Raw genomic sequence first — 24,269 nt, 5'->3', positions numbered from 1 at the left:
CATATTGAAAAGACTCATGAAAAACAATGAAACGAACATCAGAATGTACAAACGGAGGGAAAATGTCATCTCAAATCATGAATTATACAGTCCAAATACCTCTCAGCATCGTTCCAATAAAGAAACTAACCGTTTGACAAGAGAAGCCATCTGCACGGCATTAGTCTTCTTGATCCAGGAACAGTCTTTTAGTAAAATCACCATCACCGATATTGTGAAACGCGCAGGGGTTTCTCGAACGGCCTATTACAACAACTATTCCTCCAAGCAAGAGATCCTGGTGGATTTGGTCGATTCGCTTATTTTCGAAATTAATCAAAAACTCTTACCTTACACCAATGAATTAACAGGCAAAGCTAAAGAACCTCAAAAATTTATCAAAGTGCTTTTTGAAGTTATTTTTCAGCAGCGGAACATCTACAAAGCACTTCAAAGTGCAAAATTTGATCATGTAATTCTGGATTGCTTGAATGAAATGATGCTTTCTACTGCTCATGACAAAAGCGACGAGAATGTGTACCGAATATACTTTAAAGCAGGGGCCCTCTATAATGTTCTCCTTAAATGGATACAATCAGACTTTGCAAAATCCATTGACGAAATGACCAAAATTTGTCTTGAGGTATACCATACTCCAATGTCCCAGGAATAAGGTTTAAAAATCGTGTTTATAAATAAAAAAACAAAGAAACCACGGAACCAAGTTCGGCTCCGCAGTTTAATTATCAACCCTACTATTGAATTTGAATTTGTTTCATGTACTCTTTGAATGCCTCAGCGATTTCTTTATATTTTGTATGATGCAGATAATGTGAACCTTCCATTGGGATCATTTTGCCCTGTGCGGATTGTTTGACTTGCTCCTCATGCAGCGGAATCCACTGTTTATTGTGCTCGTTATTCGATTGAACGAAGAGAAGCAACGGCAAGTCATTTGGCATTGTGATTTTTTCTCCATTTTTGAAATTGGAACCGAGGTGGCTCAGTTCATTCATCAACGTTGGATTGGTCGCGACTTGATTCGAAATCAAACGCATTTGTTCTTTGGTATGCTCATCGAATGCAAGCGATTCATACGGATCTCCGCTCACTTTTTGGACCAATCTCATTAGACCTGATTTTTGAAGAAATTGCATGGCTTTCAAAGGTAATTTGACATCCATTCCGGGTTGATTGGGAACGCTGCTATCGATGCCGACAAAAGCAAGAACTTCATCCGGATATGTGTTCACATAGGTCGCTCCGTAAAGTCCCGCGATGGAATGTCCCATTAGAATGTAACGGTCTACACCCAGCTGCTGCAAAGCTTCGTGAACCTCACTTACTATATTTTCCGTAGTTCTTTCCTTCTCGGTTTCATCGCTCAAACCATAACCAAAAGGCTCGACCACTACGACTTTATAATTAGGGGTAATTTCATCGATCAGTAATTTGAAATCAAGAGCAGGCGTAGGGGTTCCTTGTCCCGGTAGGAGTACAACGGTTTGTTCTCCGCTGCCTTGAATAAGCACATTCATCTTTTTCCCATCCACATTAACATACTGGCCATACGATTCGATTTTCTTTTTCTCTACCCCGTCGCTGATTGCATCAACGATAAAAACGATGCCCATGAACAACACGAGCGCCCCTACAATACCTCCGATTATTTTTAACCATAGGTTCCGTTTCTTGTGGCTCTTAGTCCCAGTTGTTTTTATTTCCACCTTATTTGCCACGTTCATCTCTTCCCTTCCTTGTCCCTGTATCTGAAGTGCCGCCTTGACGACATATTCAAAGTGTAATCAATCAAGATGTACTCTTCGTGACGACAATATGAACGGAATATGAACAAGCCAAATAAGAGGTTTTAGATCAACATCAAATCGGAAATGAAATAATGTTCTTGTCCTTTACTCAAAAAGCAGCGCCTCTCATTTAGAGGATCGCTGCTTTTTATTGTTTACTTCATTTAATTATGTGTAGGTTCTCACTATTATATTATTTTTCAGCACAAATCATGAACAACGGTGTTGACCGGTTTAAGACTTGCTGTTTCTCATCCAGTACTTTGGCGTTCAAATTCTCTTCAGCAAAAATAGTGGTGAATCCTTCTTCCTTGAGAGTCCGTATATCCCATTCGGGACGCCACTCTCTGGTCAGTGGCAATACAAGACTCAGACGGTCTGTCTCCTCTATGTCCTTATGATGCGGGAGCTCACCAAAGCCCTTATCTACATAGACTTTCTGATCCTCTACTCGCTTTTGCTGCATCTCTTCGTCCCAGAGATGGCGATTCCAGTTGGCATCAAAAACCAGTAGCCGTCCCCCAGGCTTAAGTACTCTTTTCCACTCTTTGTAAGCTGACTGCGGATCGGTAAGGCTCCAGGTAACATTGCGGCACACGATCAGATCGAAACTCTCCGCAACAAAGTCAAGCTTGTGCGAATCCATCTTGCGGAAGGTAACGGTGACACCCTCCCGACTGGAGTGGGAACGTGCTTCTTCCAGCATATTGTCGGTACAATCGATCGCAGTAACCAGATGCCCGGCACTTGAGAGAATCACAGAGAAGAAGCCAGGCCCGCAGCCAATATCTAGAACCTGCAATCTTTCCTTCTGTGGTGCGTTAGCGAGGATAAGCTTCAGCCAGGCCTCCCGCTGGAATCCGTTCAGTTCCTTCTGAATGCCTTCGCTGTACAGCTCAGCTTCGCCTTCCCAATACATTTCCACCTCTTGTTGTATACCCATTTATCATTCACTCCTTCTTGGCAAGTATCATGAACCGGTTTACATTCTGGTAACCGTATTTCAAATAATCTAGCGGCATCGCACGGGCAGGGATAAAGTTTCGGTGAACATCTATGGTTCGGAACCCGGCCTGTTTCAGCGCTGTCTCGTCAGCTTCAGGCCGTAATACATTAACAAATGGCAACTCGCTTAGCAGGTTTTTATCTTGACTGCTTCGCTGGCGGATTCTTTGTTCTGTGAGCAGAATCAGCGTCCAGGACAAAGCATACCAAAGTTTACGGAATACAGTCTTGCTCTCTTTATACAAATAGTTGCCGTCAAAAATAATCAGAGTCCCGCCCGGTTTTAGAATCCGGTACCATTCAGCATAAGCCCTCTGTGGATCAGGAAGCGTCCATACTACATCCCTGCAGACCACTGCATCAAAGCTATTCTCTAGCTCCATATGCAAGTCGGCAGCATCAGCGACATAAGCTGGAACTTTGTATCCATAACTCTCAAAATTTCGTGAAGCTCTATCTATCATTCCCTGAGAGGCATCCACCGCTGTAGGCAGATGACCCATCTGTGATAAGAGTATGGAGAAAAAGCCAGGTCCTGTTCCCACATCCATCACCTTTTGCTGGGGAGTTGTTCCCAACCCTTTAATAAGCAGTTGTTTCCAGAGGTTTATAGTTTTTTTACTGCGGAATTGAGTCTGTATGACTTTGTCATAACTCTCCGAGCTTGATGTCCAGTATTTCGAAATCTCTTTTAACATCATTTTTCTCCTATGTCGAGTAGATTCCAGAAGACCGGCATAAAGGTGGAGTACCCCGGTTTAAATCCAGTCACTCTATTATTTACTGCCAAGATATCGTCAGGGAAATAAATAGCTGCAAACATAGCCTCCTGATACAATTTGGAAAAAATGGAGTCATATGCGGTCTGACGTTCCTGAATATCGGTTGTTCCTACTGCTGTGTCAATTTGAGATTCTAGTGCAGGATCAGACCATACCACAGCAGATGCATCAGCTGTTTTATGAAATAAGGAGAGCAAGAATGCATGCGGATTATAGGCATCGTCATAAGTCCGGTACATAATTAGATCATAGGCTTTGCTTGTCCATAAGGCATCGTAATAGGCATTCGGCTCAAGAACCTGAAGATTCACTCTAATGCCAATCTCCTTTAACTCAGACTGAACCAGTTCACTGATGGACTTCCATTCGGGATACTCAGCCTGCTGCAGCACGAAATTAAGCTCAAGCTGCGCTCCGTCCTTCTGTACCATTCCATCTCCGTCCGAATCCGTGTAACCGGCAGTTGCTAGCAGCTGCTTCGCTTCCAGCGGATCGAAGCCGTACCAAGTATTATTGGACTCCGTCACATAAGGAACCGTCAACGGGAACAGACCTTGGGCTTCACTGCCGATACCGTCCATAAGATCATCGACAATGCTTTTTTTATTAATTGCCAAATTGATAGCTTTGCGCACATTCAGATCTTGAAGTGCGGGCGTTTTGTAGTTAAAGATCATAAAATGAGAGTTTGTTCCTTGTGCTTTTTGCAAGGTCAGTGAAGAATCCGCTTCAATCACTGGCACGCTTTCGACCGGAATCTTTCCCATTTGTCCCCCGGCAATGTCAACATCTCCAGCTTGCAGCGCTAGTACTCTGGACTGTGGATCAGGGATTACCTTTAAAATAATTTTCGACAGCTTCGGCATTTCTCCCCAATAATTCGGATTTCTGACGAGTACGGCTTCCTGATCTGTTTTGTAGCTCTCAGCCATCCATGCGCCAGTTCCAATCGCTTTGATGAATTTACCCGTAATATCTCCTGCGGGTTCCACAGCGGAAGGGCTGATAATTCGGACCGGTCTTGCAAAGGATAACTCGGTTAAGAAGGGATAATACGCTTTGTTGAATGTCATTGTAATCGTATGTTCGTCCACAACAACAAGGGATTGCATCGCAGTCGCCACATTTAACGAATTGGCTGGATCCTTAATCCAGCGTTCGAAGGAGAATTTAACCGCATCAGCATTAAACTCCGTACCGTCAGAGAATTTGACGTCATGGCGAAGATGGAACGTATATACTTTCCCATCTTCTGAAATATCCCAAGACTCCGCAAGCGACGGCAGTATTTCGCCTTTTTCACTATACTCCACTAATCCCTCATATATCATCGCGTGCACATTCATCGAACCATCATAGGCACCGGCATCCAATCGGTCTATACCGGCATCGGACGATATAGCAACAGTGACTGTCTTGTCCTGAGCTTCAGATCCTTGTGCAGCTTCATTATTGGCGGTATTATTGGCTCTAGCCGTAGAATTGCTGTTATTACTGTTACCGCAACCTGATATCACCATAACTACCACAAGAAGCATAAAGAATAACGATTTTGATAATAGGCTTTTTGTCTTAAGGTTCGTTCTCATTCTTGGTACATCCTTTCTCTACTTAACATCATAGGAATGGCTGGGTTGCCACTCTGTGCCCAGTCTCTTCTTCCTTAAGCGGGGGTCCTGCACGGGTACCGAAGAGAGTAATGTTCTTGTATAAGGGTGGTCTGCTTGCTGCAACATAGTTGCACCTGATTGCTTCTCTACTATTTCCCCTTGACACATTACTGCCACACTGTCGCAAAAACGATTTACAACTGACAAGTCATGTGTAATGAATACATAGGATAATCCCAGCTCATGCTTCAACTCCTGCAGCAGATCCATCATTTGCTTTCGCAGGGTGACATCGAGACTCGAGAAAGGTTCATCACAGATAATCAGCTCCGGCCGCAAGGAGATCGCTCGTGCAATTCCGACCCTTTGCTGCTGTCCGCCGCTGAGTTCATGCGGATAGCGGTGAATATGCCGCCGTTCAAGTCCCACAAGCTCAAGTGTGTCTGCTACCGTGGCCCTGCGGGCTCCAGCCTTCCTCTCTCCATAGTTTCGAAGAGGCTCCCCGATAATCTGCTCTACCGTAAACAACGGATTAAATGAAGCCAGACTGTTCTGAAACACCATCTGCATCTTCCTGCGGATCATGCGCATTTCGCTGAAGCTCCAGTCCGTATAATCCTCGTTCCGGTACATAACTCTTCCGGAGGATGGTTTCTCCAGTCCCAGAAGAAGTCTGGCCAAAGTGCTCTTACCACAGCCACTTTCCCCCACTAATCCAAGGGTTTCGCCGCTCTCCAGACTGAGAGACAGGTTGTTGACGGCATGAACACTTCTGGCATTACGTGTGAACCACCCCCTTTCCATCCCATATTTCTTGTTCAGGCTTACCGCTTCCAATAACTTCAAGATCACCACGTCCCTGAAAAATGTAATATTACTGTTGTTATCTGCACTCCATTAAGTATTGAGTATAGGAATGCATGGGATTAGAAAAGAGTTCAAACACATTGCCTGATTCCACAATCTTCCCGGACTTCATCACATATACATAATCTGCAAGCTCCGCAACAACGCCAAGATCATGGGTAATTAATAGGATGCCGACATTGTTCGTCCATCTGATTCGGTCTAGCTCTTTAAGAATCTGGGCTTGAATGGTTACATCCAATGCCGTTGTAGGCTCATCTGCAATTAGCAATTGTGCACCGGATACCAGTGCGATGGCGATCATTACTCTTTGACACATACCACCGCTAATTTGAAAAGGATATTTATTGAAAAGCAATTCAGGATCGCTGAGCCCTGCTTGCTCCATCTGCCTCATGGCAAGCAGCTTTGCTTCTTTTCCCGATATACGCTTGTGCAGTTTAATCATCTCCATGATCTGCCTGCCAATAGTAAGTACCGGATTCAGCGCGTTCATAGGATCTTGAAAGATAACAGCCATTTCTGTTCCCCGAAGCTTCTGTAACTGACGGCTGGAGCACTCACGTAGATTGTTACCCTTAAGCCAGATTTCTCCACTTTCAACTATACCTGGAGAATCTAATAATCCTAATATGGACATTGCCGTAACACTTTTACCGCTGCCGCTCTCGCCTACAAGTGCGACAATCTGCCGGGATTTCACCTCGATACTGACATCATCAACTGCCGTAACTTTATAACTGCCTGTGTGAAAGCAGGTGCGTAAATGACTGACCTTCAGCAGTGGAGACTCTACCATCATGTTCTGGCCCCCCACTTTACTACAGAATCGAAAACACGCTCTGGTTGTCGCAAGCCTTCTCCCAACAGATTAAAGCCCAGAACCGCCAGCATGATCATCATTCCCGGAAATAGCATCAACCGTGGCTCCGTTTGAATATAGGCACGGCTGTCGTTCAGCATTACTCCCCATTCCGGTGTAGGCGGCTGAGCTCCCAAACCCAGAAAGGACAAACCCGCAATGGAGAGCATAATCGTACCCACTTCCATAGATGCAAGAACCAGAATAGGCCGGGCTGCGTTCAGCAGAATATGCCTGGGAATAATTTGTAAATGAGAAGTGCCTGACGCTTTGGCCGCTGTAATATATTCACTTTCCTTGATTTGAAGGACCATGCTGCGTATCACTCTGGCATATCCCGTCCACCAGACAGCAGCAAATGCGATTAGCAAATTCTTCATACTGGGACCTAGCATGGCTGTAATCGCAAGGGATAGGATTAAGCTGGGAAAGGCTAGCAATATATCTATGATCCGCATAATCAAATGATCGATCTTGCCGCCAGCGTAACCAGCCAGTAAACCAACAGGGATGCTAATCGCAAAAACAACGATCAACACCATAAACGAATAATTCAGGGTGGTTCGGGTCCCATAGATTAATCGGGATAAGACACAGCGTCCCAGATGATCCGTACCAAGCGGGTATTGCCAGGAAGGCATAGCCAGTTTGTGTTCCATGTGAATCTGCAGCGGATCGGAAGGTGAAAGCCATGGGGCAAAGAGTCCAACGCATATGAACAAAAGTACTATGCCCGCTCCTAACCTTGATCCCTTATTCTTAAATAAGCTAATACGAAATATGACAATCCGCTCCTTCTAAATCGTCACCGCAGCTTGATTCGCGGATCCAGCAGCAGATGTAATAAATCCACTGTCAAGTTAATCAGGACAACGACAACAGCCATCCATAATACGTAACCCTGAATGACAATATAGTCTTTCGCAAAAATCGCCTCAATGGCATACTTACCGATTCCCGGCCAAGAAAATATAGTTTCAACAATAACGGAACCGCCCAATAGCCCCGCTATGTTAACTCCAAGGAGGGTAAGACTCGGAAGAAGCGCATTACGAAGTGCATGCCAAATGATTATTCTCCATTCCTGCAGCCCCTTAGCTCTAGCTGCTGTGATGTACCGCTTGCCCAAAACGTCTAGAAGACTGGAACGAATCAAGCGGATGTAGACTCCTGCCATTCCAAATCCTAGTGTGAGGGCAGGTAGAATGACACTGGATACCCCATCCATTCCCATCACAGGAAATAGCTTAAACTTCACCGCACCATAATAAATTAGGAGCAGACTTAGCCAGTATCCCGGCATTGAAACACTGAGCAGTGCACATACTCTTCCCAGTCGATCAAGCAATTTACCCGGATATAGTGCAGATCCCACTCCTATAGGCAAGGCAATAAGAATAGCGGACAATACGGAACAGGCACTGAGCAGTATAGTTGCCGGAAAGCGACTCATTAGCTCTGTGAATACTGGACGACCGCTGCTGTAAGATAGGCCTAAATCGAGATGGGACACCCGGCTCAACCAATGAAAATATTGCTTATGTACAGGACCATCCAGACCAAGTGCATGTCTGGTCACCTCAATAGCTTCCTGCGTGGGTTTAATGCCGTCAGCACGCAGCATGATCTCCGCTGGATCACCTGGCGTTAAGTGCATCAGCGCAAAGGTAATGCAAGAGATACCGAGCAGCACGGGGATGAGCTGCAATAAGCGTTGCAACAAGTATCGATTGATGGCATTCAACTCCAAGATCTTAATCGTAATAATTACGATTATAGCATAATCTTTTTAAATTAATAGTCTTAATTTGATTTATTTCATGTAGGACATAAAAAAATCAACCCATATTAAATGAGTTGATCTTTAAACATTTGGCCTCTGCACAGTCGCAACTTTTTTTTGCAATAATATTGTCAAATCCTTAATAATCATGTCATTATAAGTAGGTTCATATTAAAAATAACAATAAAGGAAGTGTGTATTTGAATCGGTTCAATTTAGTCCTCATCTATGTTTTATCCATCATGATAGCTTTTCTTTTAGGAATTTACGTGGCCCCTAGCGTTGAAACACGCTTGAATGGGCAGAATGTGGCAAGTAATCCCGTTATCGAAGAAATACCACCTAGTACCGCAGATAAAGCTGCTATTGCTGCTGAATCCAACACTACTGGGTCCAATTCTATTGAATCAGATCCTACTGAATCAGATCCTACTGAATCTTCACTTTCCCCGGAAGCCGTTGTCTTGGAAGATATGCCTTCGGACGATGATACCGGACCCGCCGGTGATGAAGCTGAAGATCTGCCAGCAGCAGATACCCCATCCGGGCAAGGGATTGGTGCGCCATTAGAATTCAAGTATAGTACGAACTCTGCCGATGCTGTTAAGCTGACCTGGGAAGCTGACAACTTAACCGGTAAAAGGATCAATTATTACACAGCCCACATCAGCACGTTTAATCCAGTAGGCGATCCTTCCAATGATCAGCTGAACGGCAAGAGCAGCTTTTCGCTTAAATATGTGGGGCCGGTTGAGCCCAATGATACTTTATTTATTTTCAGTGATTTTACATATCAGAATACAATACATACGATTATTATTGACCAGCTCACACTTCAATATGATGATGGTACTATCGAGACCTTCGACTATGGTTACGAAACTACCGATGATAGCGGCCTATAATCCATATGATTTGCAGCCCTGGTGCGAACCAGAGCTTTTTGCGAGGCACAATGAACTAATGGTAATGTAAAAAACGAAGAGCGGCCTGGAATCCGGCGCTCTTCGTTTTTTACTGTTATTGTTACTGCCATTCAGTTTAGCGGATGACCGTTACCTTGATCGTATCACTGGCAGTTACTCCCGCCGCGTTGACCAGCTCCGCCCGATATTCGTACACACCGGCAGAGCGTCCGCTGATGGTGGTTGCTGCACTTTGCGCCGAAGGTGTATGGGCATTCAGCGGCTGTGAGTCGATGAGCTCCCCGTTTTCATACAGTCGGTACTCTGTAGCGTTAGTTCCCCACCAAAGATTCATCGACACCTTATAGGTGCCATCTCCGTCCCAGTTATCTTCGGACAGAATCGGCTTGCCCGGCGCAGAGTCACTTATGGTGACCGTAAGCGAATCGATCTTGGTCGTGCCATATTTGTTGGTTAACTCCGCAGTGTATACATAAGTGCCGTTCACCTTGCCATGAAGCTCTGTGCTTGCCGTCTGGGCAGCCGGCGATACATCCTTCAGTGTCTTAGAATCAATCAGTGTGCCGTTCTCATAGAGTTTGTAGCTCGTGCCGTTATTACCCCACCATAGGTTCATGGTGACCGTATAGTTACCATCACTAAGTCCATTAGCATAGCTGCTGTTGGAGGAAAGATCAGCCTGTCCTGGCTTACCAGTCGCAATCACCTGGCCGCCAATAACCTGGAAAGTATAGCTCTTTTCAGTCGTATTGCTGGCCGCATCCTGCACGGTGTATTTCACGGTGTGGGAGCCGGCGCCTAAATCGGCGGCGCTCAGGGTCTGGCCCTCGGCAATCGTTTTCCCATCTAATAGAAGCTGTTTCGAGGTGACACCTGACAATATATCGTCAGCAGTCAATTCAAAGTAAAGCTGCGCTCCTTCTTCTACATCTCTCACCTCATGGCCGGATTCCTTCAGTTCGGCAACCGGTGGAGACGTATCAATATTGAGGTTCAACGTCTTGGGATCTTCCGATTTGCCTTTTCCCGGCACAGCATGGTATGTCAATGTATGCCGCCCGTCTTCCTTCAGGTCCACAGGTGTACTGTACTCAGCTTCATTGTTGCCGTTAAGCGAGTAATAAACATTAGCTGTATCTGTATTCGCCTTCAGGGTAACGGTGACCGGCTGGTTAAACCAGCCGGAAGCATTAGGCTCGGCAGACAGCGTCGCCGTTGTCACCGGAGCCCCCTCTTCTTCTGCTGCGGCGAAGTCATCGAGGCTTCTCGGCTTGAGCTGGTAGATGCCTTTAAAAATTGCGGCAACACCTGTGATATTAAGTTTTTGTCCCTCAGTATAAGGGAAGATATCCTTAGTAATGCCTGTCCGGGCATCCACGCGCACATGATTGCTTGTCCCGTCGGCGTTAACTGCGTCGAATTCAAAGGAGCCGCTTGGCGTAGCGTTGATAATGTTCGCCACTGTCACACCGTTCAGTTGAACCAATTGGCCTTGGTTGACATCATTCACCATGTTCGCCGTAATCGGCTGCGGCAGTGCCGCCGTGCCCGTCTTTGCAATTTGTACTGCTTCGGTCAGCTCCAGCTCTGTGTTGTACAGTGCGGTGGACGCTGTTACCTTGACCTTATCGCCCACGTGGAAGCCGCTCTGACTCTGGAAGACATAAACCCCACCGGTTCCATCTTGGAGATAGAAGGACTGTCCGCCAAAGATACCCGGCTCGGTCGTCACGGTCCCCTCCACCGTTACCAGTGATCCGGCTGCCTTAGCCCGGGAATCGCCGATAGAGATTGTAGCCGGTATGGGATCTTCCTCAGCCGGAAGCGGTTCAGCAGGAACATTGCCCAGCGTCACCGATTCAGTCTTGAGGTTTGTACTGTTCTGACGGAGGCGCAGATTGGATGCAGCTGTGGTGCCCGGCTTGATCTGGATCGTCAGGTCCTTGTAGGCATGACCGTTCAGATCAGTCGTCAGATTGAATGAGGAGCTATAGCCGTAGCTGCTTGGCCAGGTGCCGTCGCTGTTCTGAATCTTGGCGATTTGGGCGCCGCTGCTTACCTGGTAGACACCTACCTGGAAGCCGGAAACGCTTGTGCCTGCTGGAAGATTATCTGCACTCACCCGAATCTGAAAATTCTGTGCATTTGGCAGCACAGCCTGGTGCGTGAAGTTATAAACCGCACTTGCAGTGGCTGCTGGTCCGCCGTAGGAGCCTGCTTTGAAGGTGCTGCGATCATACCATTTGTAGCCAGCATTTGGTTGAGCCCAAGGCTCCGGTTGCGGCTCAGTGGACAGCGCTGGCTCCTCGAATGGCAGCAGTGCTGTCGGCTGATCTAGCATCAGGCCATTCACCTGGGTGAAATCCGTATAGCTCTCCTGCTCAGCGAGCCAGTTGACGGTGTTAACCAGCAGTGTGGCATCGTCCACTTCCTTGAAGCCATCGTAAGTTGTTTTCTTGGCGCCGGTATCTTCGCGCAGGTATTTCGGTGTTGCATCCTCTACAGGAGATGAGTCACCGATGAAGGCTGCCTTGCCGGCGCCTTTTTTCGCAACTGCCACATAAGGACCTTCTGCCACACCGCCGCCGTTATAGACCCCCTGGTCTACGGCATTGGCCCAGGCAGCATTGGTTTGCGGCAGGTAGACGATACCTTTCGCACGGGCTGGGTCTAGAATGGCCAGCGTGGAACCGGCATGCATAGCTACCGCCGATACGCCCGTTGTAATGCCGAAGGCTTGATCGGGAGCCACGATGTTGGTTGCGTTAATGTCGCCAAGCGCATTGTAGCGGAAACGGACACCGAACTCGTCCGCCAGCCAGTCAGAGCTAACCACACCCTGCATGGCTGCAGAAGCGACCTCATCGGCATTCATGCCTTTGGCTGGATTGTCCCACGCTCCACGGCGGTAGCCGTTGAAAGCTTCAGAACCATCCCAGCGGTTTTTGTTGCGGTCGGCGTTATAATGGTCGCCGATGAAGAAAATACTGCCGCCATCCTCCACATATTCCGCCATCGCAAGCTGCTCGCTTGCTTTGTAGGGCACGTTGGATTCGGCGACGATGTAGACATCATAATCGGAAAGATCACTCAAAGTAATTGGAGTCGTCTTGCGGAGTTCTTTGACATAATAGCCTTCCTGGGCAAGGGCATTCCCAAAGTCTGAAAAAGCGCCGTCAATCACCCAATCGGCTGCTCCCGCAGTCTGCTCATGGGTGTTGTCAAACAGGATCTTCTGGCCTGCATGCTCATTGACCACTTTGGCCTCAATGTACGGTGCAGGATCGTTTGGTCCTTCTGCGAATACCGCCGAACCGGCTCCGAACGTGAACAGCTGAAGTGGTACGGCCACCGCCACAGCTAGAGTGCTGTTCATCAGCCTCTTTTTCCAAACTGAATTCTTCTCCTTCATACCCTTCCTCCTCAAGAAATAGTCCGGTGAGTAATTACCATAAATACCCACCTGCTTGACATCTACTATCCTATCTCAAAACAATTAAAAAAAAGATAGATTTATGTAAACTGCTGTAAAAATTATACTTTTGGCCTATGAAACGGGTCGAATATAGAAAGGGTATTATGAAAAAAGTCACAGTTGCTGAGGCTCATGATGAAGGATTGGGCTATCGGGATATTAGTACAAAAAAAAGCGAAACGGATAAATGCTCCGTTTCGCTCTCTCCTAAGTTACTGATAACCAAGTAACAAATTCACAATCGTATCAAGCTGAAGCTCTAATGAAAAAGGGTCCTCCATTACGAATTCATCATGATAATTATCGCCATACAAATAAACTTTGCCATTTTTCACTGCAGGGATGCCTTTCCATATGTTACTTTCCATTGCTTTATTGGTTGCATCCGCATCGCCATTATATACAAAAACATAATCACCTAAGTATTCTGGAAGCACTTCAAGTGAAATGGATTCAAACCCCTCCGCCATATTTTTGGCACTTTCTGTTGGAGGTAGCTTCAGCATATTGTATATAGTGGAAGAACCATAATTTCCTCCCTTTGCCGCTAAGACGTACACGGCCTTTTGTGAAAACTGAACAATCGAAACGGTTTCCCCTTCCTTGATAACCCCGGCAAGTTTCGACTTTGCTTCAGCTACTTTCAGTTCATATTCCGTAATCCATTCTTCTGCTTCTTTTTCTTTTCCGAATATTTTGCTTACACTCCTAAATTTATCAAGCGGCCCTGCTGTTTTTAACCCCTCCCAATAAGGCAGAAAAACAGTGGTCCCAATTTTCTCATATTGTTCTATGTTCTCATCGATCGAACCGATAATTAAGTCCGGATCTAGCATCGTTAATTTTTCCAAATTTAAAGGAAAATCCCCTAAATCCTCAATTTTCTCGATCGTTTCTTTGGGTATGTCCGCTTTTTCCATCCAGCCTTCATCCAGCATAAACGTTCTTGCTCCGATGGGTATAATTCCTAATTTCAATAAATGCCCCATATATTGGTCAGCCGCCACTCTTTTCGGCTCTGCTGGTACTTCCACATCTCCCTTAGGCGTTGATACTATTCGAGTGTTCGTACTTTCTTCTGATGTTGCTTGATTTACGGTTCCATTCCCATTACTTTGTTCCTTCGTAGCAGTACCCGTCCCGCTTGAGCAAGCACCTAATAATAGAGAACTGCAAAGCAGTAAAGCTGCCGTCGTCTGAGATTTTGTCATTTTAAACATAGGTAATTCCCCTTTTTCCGTATTATGATAATGATTATCATTATTAATATACTGTTGAACGATGGGTTCAAAAATAGAGGATGTGGGGAAGTTTAATGGACTTTCAGCAACTTTAGGCCGCTGAAACTCTCTTGTTCTAAAATGTGCAGGGGATGCACCTTTTCTTTTCTTGAAAATTCGGCTGAAATAATATACGTCTTTATAACCAACACTTGCTGATATTTCCCCGACCGAAGCATCTGTTGTCATTAAAAGCTCCGTTGCAAGTTCAAGCCTAAACCGAATTAAGTAATCAATCGGACTCATACCTGTGTGCTCTTTAAACAAGGATGACAAATGATAAGCACTGAAATTAAATACTTCCGCAAGCGAATCTAATGTAATTGGCTCCGCATAGTACTCCTGGATATAGGTGATTACCTGGACTGCAACACTTGTTTGTTTCACTTCAGTCTCTTTTCTATGTAATTCTTTTAAAACCTGATGAATGAATTGATAAAAAAGTGATTTTACATTGAGTCTCTCTTCTTGCTCGTTCCATTTTTGATACATCAATTGCATTTTGTTATAAAGTAAAATGGGTGCATCTGGGGAAAAACAATATTGTGTTTGGAACAGATCCTCCTCTTGCATCCATGCACGGTAATAAATGATATAGTAAACAAAATTCTTGCTTGTCGGAACAATATTAAGGGTCGCTCCTTTCCCGCTATGCAGGACTTGAAATCCTGTAAAAGAAAATTCAGACTGATCTAATTGAACTTGAGCGCTCCCTTGTACCGAAAGTAAAAATATACTGGCAGGAATCTTATATTTATGAAGAATTTCGCCCCGAACCCTTTCAATACGGCGCACATCCAATAACTTGACCGTCGCTTGGTCCCAAAGCAATATTTGATTGCTTTTGTGCATAATGACTACCCCTCCGTTATCTGTCTAATACTCATCATAAATGATAACCATTATCAATAACAGTCAAGATATTTAACTTAATAACAAAAATCCGATTGCCCTAAAAGGTGCAATCGGATTTTGTAATATAATTTTATTGTTCAGACGCCAATTGCAGAAAATGATCTGCAGCCAAACGGACAGCCAGGATACTTGCGCTATTGAGTGAGTTATCAAAGATAAGTACATGATTGTTTTTCACTGCTTCCAGTGAGTTCCACACGTTCGAAGTTTCCTTGTCCTTGATGGCTGCCTTTGCGATATCCATATCATGCTGGATAATAATATAATCTGGATTCATGCTGTATATTCCCTCCAGAGAAAGTGACCCTCCCTCTTCAGGATATCCCTTTGGTGGCAACAACCCAAAGCCTACAGTTTGATTGTAGTACATCGTGTTTTTAGAGCCTTGAGCATTAAAATTGGCTTTTCCGTCGACCCGTAGTAAAGCAAATGTTTTATTCTCAAGACTACTTAACTGTTCTTTTGTTTTTGCAATCATTTCTTGGGTTTCCTTAATGGCTTGTTCCGCTAATGTCTCTTTACCAACAATCTGAGCACACAGCATCGCCGTTTTTTCCCAGGTATCGGTGTAGTCAATTAAGATGACTGGTGCAATCTTATTCAACTCTTCATAATTGCTATCAACAGAACCCTTGAAGGTTACAATCACATCTGGCTTTGCATCCATGATCATTTCCAGATTCGCATTGCTGCTGCCCAAATCAATAATTTCAGCAGTTCCAGCATAAGGCTGTAAAGTAGCAAAATCCTTCATCGCTTCCGCTGCATTGGTTGATGCGATTGGAGGAGTATCTAGAGCAAAAAAGTAATCTAAATACAAGGGATGCAGAACCGCTATACGCTCAGGACGTGTCTTAAGCACCACTCCATTGTCGCTGGCATCCGCAATTGTTCTTGGCCATCCCGCTTCATCGATCTTGCCGGCTTCCGGTGTAGGCGTGACTGAAGTTTCGGAACATCCAGCCAGTAATCCTGCAAGTATAATTAAGGATGCAATCCATCCATATAGTCTTTTCATTTGGCTCCCCCTTGAGTTGTTATCATTACTGTCTGTATAAATGCTTCATTAAATCACGGTTTTTCTGCGTGAACAGGTCATTATGTGAAGACACCATCCCGGACGAATTTGCCTCCGGTGTGATGTATTGTTTGGCTTGGTTTACCGCATTGGCAGCATCCTGGAATGCCCCCGCGATCAGGTGCAGTTTCCCATCATGATGTAGAACATCACCTGCCGCATAAATACCCGGCACGGATGTCCCGCTCGTTACTGATCCTGAAATCTGATGTTCCCACAGATCCATTTTAATTTCACTGTTCACCAGCAGTTCTTTGTCGCGCTCATAACCGTGATTAATGATGACCTCATCGACAGACAGCTCAAATGCCTCTCCGTTGTCATTACTTTTCAGCAGTACAGTCCCTATTCTTTCGTGATCCGGTGTGGCAATCAACTTTTCGATTGAAGTATTTAACAAGCACTCTACGCCATTGTTTGCCAAGCGTGAAATATCGGCTTCATGCCCCTTTAAGTTCTCTTTCCGGTACGTCAGAGACACCTTTTTGGCAATCGGAGCCAGTTCATTCGCCCAGTCAACAGCAGAATGGCCGCCTCCCGATATTAGGATAGTCTTCTCTTTAAATCGGGCAAGTGACTTCACCGTATAATGCAAATTTGTGATTTCGAATCTTTCGGCACCCTCGATTTCGAGCTTGACCGGCTTCAGAATGCCTCCTCCAATGGCCAATATCACAGTTTTAGTGAAATGCTTCCGGTTTGCGGCGGTGTGTAAAATAAAGTAACCTGCTTCATCTTGCGAGATGGATGTGACCTTTTCATTAAAGGCAACCTCCGGTTGGAAAGTCATCCCTTGAGCAACCATTTGTTCAATAAGTTGTGAGCCAAGAATAGGCTGTAAGCCTCCTACGTCCCAGATCATCTTTTCCGGATAGACATGCACCTTGCCGCCAAGCACAGGTTGGAATTCTATAATTTTGGTTTTCATTTCACGGAGTCCGCTATAAAATGCAGCAAATAATCCAGCCGGACCGCCGCCAATAATCGTAACATCAAACAATTCCTCTTCATGCATCGTTCAATCGCCTCATTTCTCTTTTTTAAATCCCTAAATGCTCACGGAAAGTGCTTCCAGTATATTCACTCCGGAATAAACCTCTTTCAACCAGCTCCGGTACCAACTTCTCAAAAAACAACTCCATAGATTGTTCCGAGCCGCCTGGCAAGGCGATGAAGCCATCCATAGCCTCCGCATCAAACCGTTCAATAATATCGTTCAGCACATCCTCTACTGTCCCGACAGATACCCAATGTGCAGATCCGACAACCTCCGGCCTGTCCAAGATTTCTTTCACTGTAGGCTGGTTTTTGATAATATACCGCCGTAACAATTCGGCATGAGTCCGGCTGCGGACGGCCTGACTGGAATCGGGTAATATATCGTCAGTTACTCGCTTATCTAAGGGATAACCGCTTAAATCAAGACCCATCACCGATTTGAGCGAAGCATGTCTGCGTTCAAGGCTTAAATTCGCATGTGCAGCCTTATGTAATTCAAGTGCTTCTTCGCGCGTATCGGCCAGGAAAAAATATAAGCCCGGCAAAACTTTGATAGCATCCGGATCACGGCCCTGCTCAACCGCTCTTCTTCTCAGATCATTCCTTAGTTCCACTCCCGATTCGCTATCCGGCATTGCCGCAAAAATAGCATCAGCTACAGATGAGGCGAAATTCCGTCCAATGTCTGAAGCACCAGCTTGAAATAGCGGCGGTGTTCCTGATTTGTGAGCAGGCAAAGTAAGCGGCCCTTTTACACTGAAAAATTCCCCGGAATGATTAATGGCAGTCACTTTATCCTTATCCGAAAACATACCTGACTGACGGTCGATAACAATCGCTTCATTCGGAAAACTCTCCCAAAGCTTGCGTACAACATCCGTGAATTCCATAGCCTTGGCATATCTTTCTTCCGGTGACGGCATAGGTGAATCGCTGAAATTATCGGCACCTTCAATCGAAGTGACAATATTCCAGCCGGCGCGTCCATTGCTCAGCCAGTGTAAGGACTGCAATTGCCTTGCAACAACATACGGCGGATTAAAAGTAGTGGAAATCGTCGTTACCAGTCCGATCCGCTCGGTTTCACGAGCTATCGCTGCAAAAAACAATGCAGGGTCGGGGCTGCCGAAATTTGAGGAGTCTCCTAACATCTGCGGGCTAACATACAGATAATCAGCCCTGAAAAGAAAATCGAGCTTTGAATTCTCAGCCATTTTTGCCAAATTAATATAGTAATCAATAGACTCCATCTTCTCTACTCCGCTATCCGGGTGTCGCCAGCCGTCTCCTTTCATCCAGGTTGCATTTAAGGACAGGCCAATACATAATTGTCTTGGTCTTTTTTCTGTCATATCTACCAGCCTTTCATTTATAAATCAATTTACTGATAATGATTCTCAGTTACAAAGGTGAGTTTATCAAAAATTTAAATAAATTCAAATGTACAAATCTCAAATCCAGCATGCATCATTATTTAATCTAAATAAAAAAAGTCTGCACTTCTGGCTTATCACCAGTAGCTGCAGACGTAGTTCAAGTAAAAGAAGCTCATTATGTACATTATTTATAAGCAGAGGGAGAAACACCGAATTTCTTTTTGAATAATCGGCTGAAATATAGTGGATTGTCATAACCAACACGGTCAGCAATCTCGCGGATAGGAAAATTACCTGCTTTGAGTAATTCACAGGCCCGTTCCAAACGATAATTAACGACATAGTCGATTGGTCGTAGTCCCGTATATTTATGAAAGAGGTAAGAGAAGCGGTTGGCACTCATTGCATGCTGTTCCGCTAACTCACCGAGTGTAAGTGAATTCATATAATGAAGTTTAATATACGCAAGAGCTTCGTCTACCATTCTTTGATTCGGAGAACTATCGTTCTCTCTGTAACTGCACGCAATCAGAACCTGATGCATCAGGCTTAAGAACAACTCCTTGATACGCAGCTTCCCAATTTCTCCGGATGGATGGGCATTCTGATGGAGCATAATTAGTAATTCAATAATCTTTAGATTCGCTCCCGGCTCCAGCTTGAAATGAGAGTCAAATTCGTGAGTACTATTCATTTCTTCCGGCATATCCAATTTATAAAAAAGTGAGTAATACTCGAGCTCAGATTGTCCTATAACCTGCGAATCCATCTGCATGCCCGGAGCAGCATGAAAAACTGATCCTGGCCGTAATTCATATACCGTTCCGTTCACACGTATTCTGGCTCCCCCGCGAATGATAAATAAAAATCCATGCTTAACGGTGGTGAATTCACTTAATAAGCTTTTGGGCTGGATGACTAAGCGGCTTCTATCTTCTATTTCATAGACACCTTTAGTAAATGCCTTTGCTAATTTGTCCAAATTTATCAATGTTCTGCACCTGCTTCCTAGCACCATGCTTCTTTTAAAATCAGATCCAATTCTGATATTTATTTAAAACAGTATAGACAATAGTGTGCGAAATTGCTAGAAGTGTAGTAGATATTCAAATGTACATTGTACCCAAGAAGATGCTCAGGAGATTTTGGTTGAAAATATGCCGTTTTCATTACAATCAATTTGAAGAAGTTCATCCTGTAAAATCCAAACATCAGTTTTTTCAACAAAAAAATGAAATCCGCCAATGGATTGAACCCATGCGGGATCGATCGGTGTAGCACTTGCATTAATTCCAACAGTGAAGGCATCTGAGCCTCCACCGGCATATTTTGCATAAATTCTTACATATTGGTCCTCTTCCAAACCCCATTCATTCTTAAATGAATCCAATGCTTTTTCGGATACTGCAAATGATATCATTCCTCTTCTCTCCTTTCTGCGGTTCAATCACATTTTTTTATTTCGCCACGATAATTGGCCATTCTGAAACTGGCTCCGCATCCACATGAAGCTTTTGCATTAGGGTTATTCATAGTGAATCCGCCTACCATTCCACTCTCTTCATAGTCAATTTCAAGACCGTCAATATAAGGAATACTATTCGGGTGAACCAATATACTAAAATCCTTTTTATTTAATACAATATCCTCTTCTGCCTGCTGTTCATCTAAGACTAGGGTATAGGATAATCCACTGCATCCCCCTTCATCAACACCCACTCTAAGGAATGGATTTCGGATATTCGCACTTAATAAGATTTCGGCGATTTTTTCTGATGCCTTATCACTGATCTCGATGATCATTGTGAACTCCTCCTTCGTGTTTATTTGTTTTTCAAACCTAAAGATTGAATACCTGTTCCTATCTGTTCAGCTACTGGTGAGATCCGAGTGCTCGCAAATAAACTCATTACAATCAACAAGAGATGGAAACCCATTGCTACAATTAATCCGGATTGGAGTGACATTCCGCCAGCCTGACAAACCACAAGAATGGAACCGCCGATCCCGATAACTACACCGGGTGTAAAAGAATCCGCAAATTGCAGATTTGCCGAGGTGTTGCCGACACCTCCTTCTCTTGTCTGAGAAAACGCCACAACACCGCTAATCGGATGCGCCAATCCAATGCCGATTCCAGCGATGATCTGTCCAAAAACTGCAACGGTAACGGTCACCACGGGTATCCAAAATACGATAGTAATCCCTATGGCAAGCAGCAATACACCCAGAATAATTCGCGTATGCCGTCCACGCCCCTGATCTGCCGAATCCCACCGTCCTTGCAGATACGCTATGACGCACCAACTCAACGCAGCACTCGCTACAATCAATCCGGCCTGAGAAGGCGTTATTCCCTTCACATCGATTAGAGCCAATACCAAGAAATTCTGTGTGCTGGTATAGGCAGCGAAGAACAGCCCACGTGTTGCCAGAATAGCTGGCATGCCTCTTCGAAGCGTAAGAGTTCCCTTCGGCAGCAGTTTGCGGAGCGGAAATATCATAAGTACTAAGCCGATAAGGACTAAAACAAATCCCATAATACTCGGAAGCATGCTTAGAGCAACCAAGAAAAACCCTGTACCCATCGTTAACAGTAAAGCCATCCAAGTCGATGAAGCTCCGATATCCCCTTGTGTCTTCGGTGTTTTTAATTTCGTGAACGCAGGTAAACTAAGCAGCGCTGAAATTATCAGGATCGGTAATATTCCCCAGAAAACAAACCGCCAGGACCACTGATCTGCGATAAGACCTGCAACGTATGGACCGAGCATGGACGGAAGAACATAGGCCGTACCAAATGCTCCTAGTATTTTGGCGCGTAATTCATCCGGGTAGCTTAAGGATATTGCTGTGTACACACAAGTCATCATAGCTCCGGCACCCAAACCCTGCATGGCCCGTGATCCTATCATGGTATACATATCGCCTGATGTTGCGGCAGCGATCAACCCAACGATAAACAAAAGTAGTGCGATAGTGAACGGTACTGCAGGTCCTCTTCTATCTATGATTCGACCGACGACCAGAGTTCCGATAATCTGCGCAAGCAGATAAGTACTGAATATCCAGCCAAACAGGCTAAGGCCTTTCAAATCTCCAGCAATTGAAGGGGCAATGGTGGTTACGGACAGACCTTCGAATCCAACGGCCATCACTGACAGAATAATACCTATGGATACTGCAAAATAACGTGGGCTGAAAATACTTTGATGATTAGACGACATGAAATGTGACCTCCAAGAAAATTGGTATGTATACATCGTATCCGGACACTTAGTAAACATTTTTGTTTATAATGTCTAAGCTACAGTTCAGCTTTGACTTTGTCAACATTTTTGTTTAAAATGTAGTCTGTGATGTAGATTTAGTTGCTTCAAAAGGAGGTGCACCTTGAGCCGAAATCAAACCAAAAAGGATGTCTCAACCAAGACCCGAAGAGCGATCATTGATCTGTTAAAGCAGCAAGGGGGAATGGATGTTATGGCACTCTCCTCGCAGTTTTCGCTATCTGGAATGGCTATTCGTCAACATTTGAATGCGCTGAAAGAAGAAGGGCTGGTTACTAATAAAGAAGAGGCCCGTCCCATGGGGCGGCCCACCAAGCTATGGATCTTAACCCCCGCGGCCGATCGGTTTTTTCCAAGCGGATATTCGGATTTATCCGTCAGTCTGATCCATTCCATGAAAGAAGCTTTCGGTAACGAGGGGCTGGACAAGCTGCTGGCTGTTCGAAATAAGAATATGCAAGAACAATATCTTCAGCAACTTGGTGATACAGCAGACGTTAGAGGGAAGCTGGAGAAACTGGCCGAGATTCGAACAAATGAAGGCTATATGGCCGAGGTTAAGGAGCAGGATGATGGCAGTCTTTTATTCATTGAGAAACATTGCCCGATCTGTGAAGCTGCTGCTGTATGTACCGGGTTATGCAAAAATGAGTTACATCTATTTAAAACTGTTCTAGGTAATAATGTTCATATTGAACGGGGGGAGTACATATTAGCGGGAGGAAGAAACTGTGTATATACGGTTAGACAAAATAAGCTCCTGTTTCCAAGCTGCCATGCTGAATGACCGCGCCACTAAGGGAAGGGTGTTCCCGTTGAAATATTCATAATTTGAAGCGGTACCTTGCAGCGGTTTTACATATTGTAACAAATTCATGGGGCATAACTTTCCTTTTCTGATATGGTCATATCATGCTTTATTTCATAAATGGAAGTTTTAATAGAAAATTATGGATGGTTATGTTCATGGGAAAATGGTAGATTATTCTATGGTTGATACCTCAGCTTGTTCGTGTTCGATATATGTTATTAGGATTACGCGCAAGTCGGGAGATATGTTTAGGCTTATATAATCTATATTTGGGGCGGGTGTCTGCATGGACAAAAATTCTGGTTATAGAACAAACGTTATAGGCGCGGGTGAGGTTGGCGTCGCCATCTCGGTCGATATGAATACGAATGCTATTCATGAAACAAACAGCTTATTTTGGGATACAAAAGGAAATGATGTTTTAGGAGCTACCGCACTACCTTTATATGGAGCATTTGTCTCAGAAGAACAATGTCAACTTTTTGGTGATGTCTCAGGGAAAAAGTTGCTGGAGATAGGCTGTGGAAGCGGTCAATCTTTGCAATATTTGGGGGAACGCAATGTATCTGAACTATGGGGTACGGATATATCAGAGAATCAAATCGAAAAGACTAGGCAACTTTTGACGGCGCACGGACTTTCAGCAAATTTGATCTGTTCTCCCATGGAAGAAGAATGTGGCCTGCCAGAGGATTATTTTGACTTTGTTTATTCGGTTTATGCCATAGGCTGGACAACAGACCTTGAGGGTACTTTTAGCCGGATTGCTTCTTACCTTAAAAAAGATGGAACATTTATTTTCAGCTGGTCTCACCCTATACACAAATGTGTTGTTGCAGAAAATGATATGCTTGTTTTCAAAAAATGTTATTTCGATGAATCTTGGTATTCAGTATCTCTTGAAGAAAGTACGCTAACCTTATCGGATCGTAAATTATCAACCTATGTGAATGCGCTCTCTAAAGCTGGATTTGTTATTGAGCAAATGATTGAGCAATCTGATGATGAACTTATGCAGTCGCGGGACGATAAAAGCGATTTTGCAAAAAAAGCAAAGATGCTTCCTGTAACTTTTGTAATTAAAGCAAGAAAACTCTAGCATCCGATACCTATTGAACAACCTTACAACGTAATAATTATTATTCTAAGCCGATCCAGAAAAGGATCGGCTTATTTGATAGCTTTTTTAAGATCAATCTTGTCTGTTCTCAACAGATTTCATACGGTTTTGATCATCTGGCACTCGGTCATTACTGAATTCCTGGCCTGCTTCTACTTCACCATGACCGGAAGCACTTCGGGCAAAATTTGTGAACTGCCTCTTCTGCTCATCTAGCTTATGTTTACTTTTAAGAAGCTCCTGCGGATCTTGATTTGTCATCATTATCACCTCGCAAAATGGATTCATGCTGTTTATTCGCAC

22 protein-coding genes are annotated in these 24,269 nt (G+C 44.5%); 4 read left to right on the top strand and 18 right to left on the bottom strand.

The genetic code is table 11. The features are described 5' to 3' along the window. Positions 1–43 precede the first annotated feature (43 nt). Positions 44–652: a TetR/AcrR family transcriptional regulator gene (locus NSQ66_RS15720; RefSeq protein WP_080742704.1), complete on the top strand. Its 609-nt coding sequence runs from the start codon at positions 44–46 to the stop codon at positions 650–652. Between the two features lie 82 nt (positions 653–734). Here NSQ66_RS15720 and NSQ66_RS15715 read toward each other — a convergent pair whose 3' ends face one another. The 8 genes from NSQ66_RS15715 to nikB form a co-directional block, all read right to left on the bottom strand. Continuing rightward, positions 735–1,724, bottom strand: a complete 990-nt coding sequence (locus NSQ66_RS15715) for an alpha/beta hydrolase (protein ID WP_076099138.1) — start codon at positions 1,722–1,724, stop codon at positions 735–737. Between the two features lie 256 nt (positions 1,725–1,980). Next, positions 1,981–2,730, bottom strand: a complete 750-nt coding sequence (locus tag NSQ66_RS15710; protein WP_076099139.1) for a class I SAM-dependent methyltransferase — start codon at positions 2,728–2,730, stop codon at positions 1,981–1,983. A gap of 7 nt (positions 2,731–2,737) precedes the next feature. Further along, positions 2,738–3,493: a class I SAM-dependent methyltransferase gene (locus tag NSQ66_RS15705; RefSeq protein WP_256717829.1), complete on the bottom strand. Its 756-nt coding sequence runs from the start codon at positions 3,491–3,493 to the stop codon at positions 2,738–2,740. Continuing rightward, positions 3,490–5,163 (bottom strand): nickel ABC transporter substrate-binding protein, encoded by a 1,674-nt coding sequence (locus NSQ66_RS15700; RefSeq protein ID WP_076099141.1) that lies wholly within the window; start codon positions 5,161–5,163, stop codon positions 3,490–3,492. The genes NSQ66_RS15705 and NSQ66_RS15700 overlap by 4 nt, the downstream gene beginning before the upstream one ends. An 18-nt stretch (positions 5,164–5,181) precedes the next feature. Continuing rightward, positions 5,182–6,030: an ATP-binding cassette domain-containing protein gene (locus tag NSQ66_RS15695; RefSeq protein WP_076099142.1), complete on the bottom strand. Its 849-nt coding sequence runs from the start codon at positions 6,028–6,030 to the stop codon at positions 5,182–5,184. A gap of 37 nt (positions 6,031–6,067) precedes the next feature. After that, positions 6,068–6,853 carry an ABC transporter ATP-binding protein gene (locus tag NSQ66_RS15690; RefSeq protein ID WP_076099143.1) on the bottom strand — a complete coding sequence of 262 codons (786 nt, stop codon included), beginning with the start codon at positions 6,851–6,853 and terminating at the stop codon, positions 6,068–6,070. Next, positions 6,850–7,686, bottom strand: a complete 837-nt coding sequence (nikC, locus tag NSQ66_RS15685) for a nickel transporter permease (protein ID WP_141118477.1) — start codon at positions 7,684–7,686, stop codon at positions 6,850–6,852. Before nikC ends, NSQ66_RS15690 begins: the two co-directional genes overlap by 4 nt. 32 nt (positions 7,687–7,718) lie before the next feature. After that, positions 7,719–8,636 carry a nickel ABC transporter permease gene (gene nikB / locus NSQ66_RS15680; protein ID WP_256717830.1) on the bottom strand — a complete coding sequence of 306 codons (918 nt, stop codon included), beginning with the start codon at positions 8,634–8,636 and terminating at the stop codon, positions 7,719–7,721. Positions 8,637–8,896: 260 nt separating this feature from the next. Here nikB and NSQ66_RS15675 point away from each other — a divergent pair, with 260 nt between their 5' ends. After that, complete coding sequence (locus NSQ66_RS15675) at positions 8,897–9,601, top strand: hypothetical protein (RefSeq protein ID WP_076099145.1); 705 nt, start codon at positions 8,897–8,899, stop codon at positions 9,599–9,601. Positions 9,602–9,737: 136 nt separating this feature from the next. Here NSQ66_RS15675 and NSQ66_RS15670 read toward each other — a convergent pair whose 3' ends face one another. The 9 genes from NSQ66_RS15670 to NSQ66_RS15630 all read right to left on the bottom strand — a co-directional run bounded on the left by NSQ66_RS15670 (position 9,738) and on the right by NSQ66_RS15630 (position 21,972). Further along, positions 9,738–13,034 carry a chitinase N-terminal domain-containing protein gene (locus NSQ66_RS15670; protein ID WP_076099146.1) on the bottom strand — a complete coding sequence of 1,099 codons (3,297 nt, stop codon included), beginning with the start codon at positions 13,032–13,034 and terminating at the stop codon, positions 9,738–9,740. A 275-nt stretch (positions 13,035–13,309) separates the two neighbouring features. Continuing rightward, positions 13,310–15,229, bottom strand: coding sequence for an AraC family transcriptional regulator (locus tag NSQ66_RS15665; RefSeq protein ID WP_076099147.1), 1,920 nt, complete (start codon positions 15,227–15,229; stop codon positions 13,310–13,312). Positions 15,230–15,362: 133 nt separating this feature from the next. After that, positions 15,363–16,310: an ABC transporter substrate-binding protein gene (locus NSQ66_RS15660; RefSeq protein WP_076099148.1), complete on the bottom strand. Its 948-nt coding sequence runs from the start codon at positions 16,308–16,310 to the stop codon at positions 15,363–15,365. A gap of 25 nt (positions 16,311–16,335) precedes the next feature. Further along, positions 16,336–17,385, bottom strand: a complete 1,050-nt coding sequence (locus NSQ66_RS15655; RefSeq protein WP_036677108.1) for an NAD(P)/FAD-dependent oxidoreductase — start codon at positions 17,383–17,385, stop codon at positions 16,336–16,338. A 25-nt stretch (positions 17,386–17,410) separates the two neighbouring features. Further along, the gene (locus tag NSQ66_RS15650) at positions 17,411–18,721 is read right to left on the bottom strand and encodes an NtaA/DmoA family FMN-dependent monooxygenase (RefSeq protein WP_076099149.1); all 1,311 of its coding nucleotides are present in this window, start codon (positions 18,719–18,721) and stop codon (positions 17,411–17,413) included. 208 nt (positions 18,722–18,929) lie between these two features. Continuing rightward, positions 18,930–19,727 carry an AraC family transcriptional regulator gene (locus NSQ66_RS15645; RefSeq protein ID WP_244886340.1) on the bottom strand — a complete coding sequence of 266 codons (798 nt, stop codon included), beginning with the start codon at positions 19,725–19,727 and terminating at the stop codon, positions 18,930–18,932. A 153-nt stretch (positions 19,728–19,880) separates the two neighbouring features. Beyond that, positions 19,881–20,165, bottom strand: a complete 285-nt coding sequence (locus NSQ66_RS15640) for a hypothetical protein (RefSeq protein WP_076141255.1) — start codon at positions 20,163–20,165, stop codon at positions 19,881–19,883. 23 nt (positions 20,166–20,188) lie between these two features. Beyond that, entirely contained in the window at positions 20,189–20,545 is a 357-nt protein-coding gene (locus NSQ66_RS15635; protein ID WP_076141286.1) for an iron-sulfur cluster assembly accessory protein, read from the bottom strand. A 23-nt stretch (positions 20,546–20,568) separates the two neighbouring features. Beyond that, positions 20,569–21,972: an MFS transporter gene (locus NSQ66_RS15630; RefSeq protein WP_076141254.1), complete on the bottom strand. Its 1,404-nt coding sequence runs from the start codon at positions 21,970–21,972 to the stop codon at positions 20,569–20,571. Between the two features lie 166 nt (positions 21,973–22,138). On the opposite strand from NSQ66_RS15630, the gene NSQ66_RS15625 reads away from it, so the two are divergent. Both NSQ66_RS15625 and NSQ66_RS15620 read left to right on the top strand, forming a co-directional pair. Then, the gene (locus NSQ66_RS15625; RefSeq protein WP_076141253.1) at positions 22,139–22,822 is read left to right on the top strand and encodes a metalloregulator ArsR/SmtB family transcription factor; all 684 of its coding nucleotides are present in this window, start codon (positions 22,139–22,141) and stop codon (positions 22,820–22,822) included. 310 nt (positions 22,823–23,132) lie between these two features. Then, positions 23,133–23,945 (top strand): class I SAM-dependent methyltransferase, encoded by an 813-nt coding sequence (locus NSQ66_RS15620; RefSeq protein WP_076141252.1) that lies wholly within the window; start codon positions 23,133–23,135, stop codon positions 23,943–23,945. Between the two features lie 93 nt (positions 23,946–24,038). Here NSQ66_RS15620 and NSQ66_RS15615 read toward each other — a convergent pair whose 3' ends face one another. Beyond that, entirely contained in the window at positions 24,039–24,230 is a 192-nt protein-coding gene (locus NSQ66_RS15615) for a hypothetical protein (protein ID WP_036677120.1), read from the bottom strand. Positions 24,231–24,269: the final 39 nt, after the last annotated feature.

The sequence above is a fragment of the Paenibacillus sp. FSL H3-0329 genome (genome assembly GCF_037963285.1).
GTDB lineage: Bacteria > Bacillota > Bacilli > Paenibacillales > Paenibacillaceae > Paenibacillus_AQ > Paenibacillus_AQ odorifer.
Note: the sequence above shows the minus strand (reverse complement) of the source record. Positions and strands in the feature narration are given on the sequence as shown.

What these genes read in the sequence shown, in the direction of transcription:
- NSQ66_RS15720 (WP_080742704.1), top strand. Translation starts at nt 44, where the DNA reads ATGTACAAACGGAGGGAAAATGTCATCTCAAATCATGAATTATACAGT.
- NSQ66_RS15715 (WP_076099138.1), bottom strand. Translation starts at nt 1,724, where the DNA reads ATGAACGTGGCAAATAAGGTGGAAATAAAAACAACTGGGACTAAGAGC.
- NSQ66_RS15710 (WP_076099139.1), bottom strand. Translation starts at nt 2,730, where the DNA reads ATGGGTATACAACAAGAGGTGGAAATGTATTGGGAAGGCGAAGCTGAG.
- NSQ66_RS15705 (WP_256717829.1), bottom strand. Translation starts at nt 3,493, where the DNA reads ATGATGTTAAAAGAGATTTCGAAATACTGGACATCAAGCTCGGAGAGT.
- NSQ66_RS15700 (WP_076099141.1), bottom strand. Translation starts at nt 5,163, where the DNA reads ATGAGAACGAACCTTAAGACAAAAAGCCTATTATCAAAATCGTTATTC.
- NSQ66_RS15690 (WP_076099143.1), bottom strand. Translation starts at nt 6,853, where the DNA reads ATGATGGTAGAGTCTCCACTGCTGAAGGTCAGTCATTTACGCACCTGC.
- NSQ66_RS15670 (WP_076099146.1), bottom strand. Translation starts at nt 13,034, where the DNA reads ATGAAGGAGAAGAATTCAGTTTGGAAAAAGAGGCTGATGAACAGCACT.
- NSQ66_RS15665 (WP_076099147.1), bottom strand. Translation starts at nt 15,229, where the DNA reads ATGCACAAAAGCAATCAAATATTGCTTTGGGACCAAGCGACGGTCAAG.
- NSQ66_RS15660 (WP_076099148.1), bottom strand. Translation starts at nt 16,310, where the DNA reads ATGAAAAGACTATATGGATGGATTGCATCCTTAATTATACTTGCAGGA.
- NSQ66_RS15655 (WP_036677108.1), bottom strand. Translation starts at nt 17,385, where the DNA reads ATGCATGAAGAGGAATTGTTTGATGTTACGATTATTGGCGGCGGTCCG.
- NSQ66_RS15650 (WP_076099149.1), bottom strand. Translation starts at nt 18,721, where the DNA reads ATGACAGAAAAAAGACCAAGACAATTATGTATTGGCCTGTCCTTAAAT.
- NSQ66_RS15640 (WP_076141255.1), bottom strand. Translation starts at nt 20,165, where the DNA reads ATGATATCATTTGCAGTATCCGAAAAAGCATTGGATTCATTTAAGAAT.
- NSQ66_RS15630 (WP_076141254.1), bottom strand. Translation starts at nt 21,972, where the DNA reads ATGTCGTCTAATCATCAAAGTATTTTCAGCCCACGTTATTTTGCAGTA.
- NSQ66_RS15620 (WP_076141252.1), top strand. Translation starts at nt 23,133, where the DNA reads ATGGACAAAAATTCTGGTTATAGAACAAACGTTATAGGCGCGGGTGAG.
- NSQ66_RS15615 (WP_036677120.1), bottom strand. Translation starts at nt 24,230, where the DNA reads ATGATGACAAATCAAGATCCGCAGGAGCTTCTTAAAAGTAAACATAAG.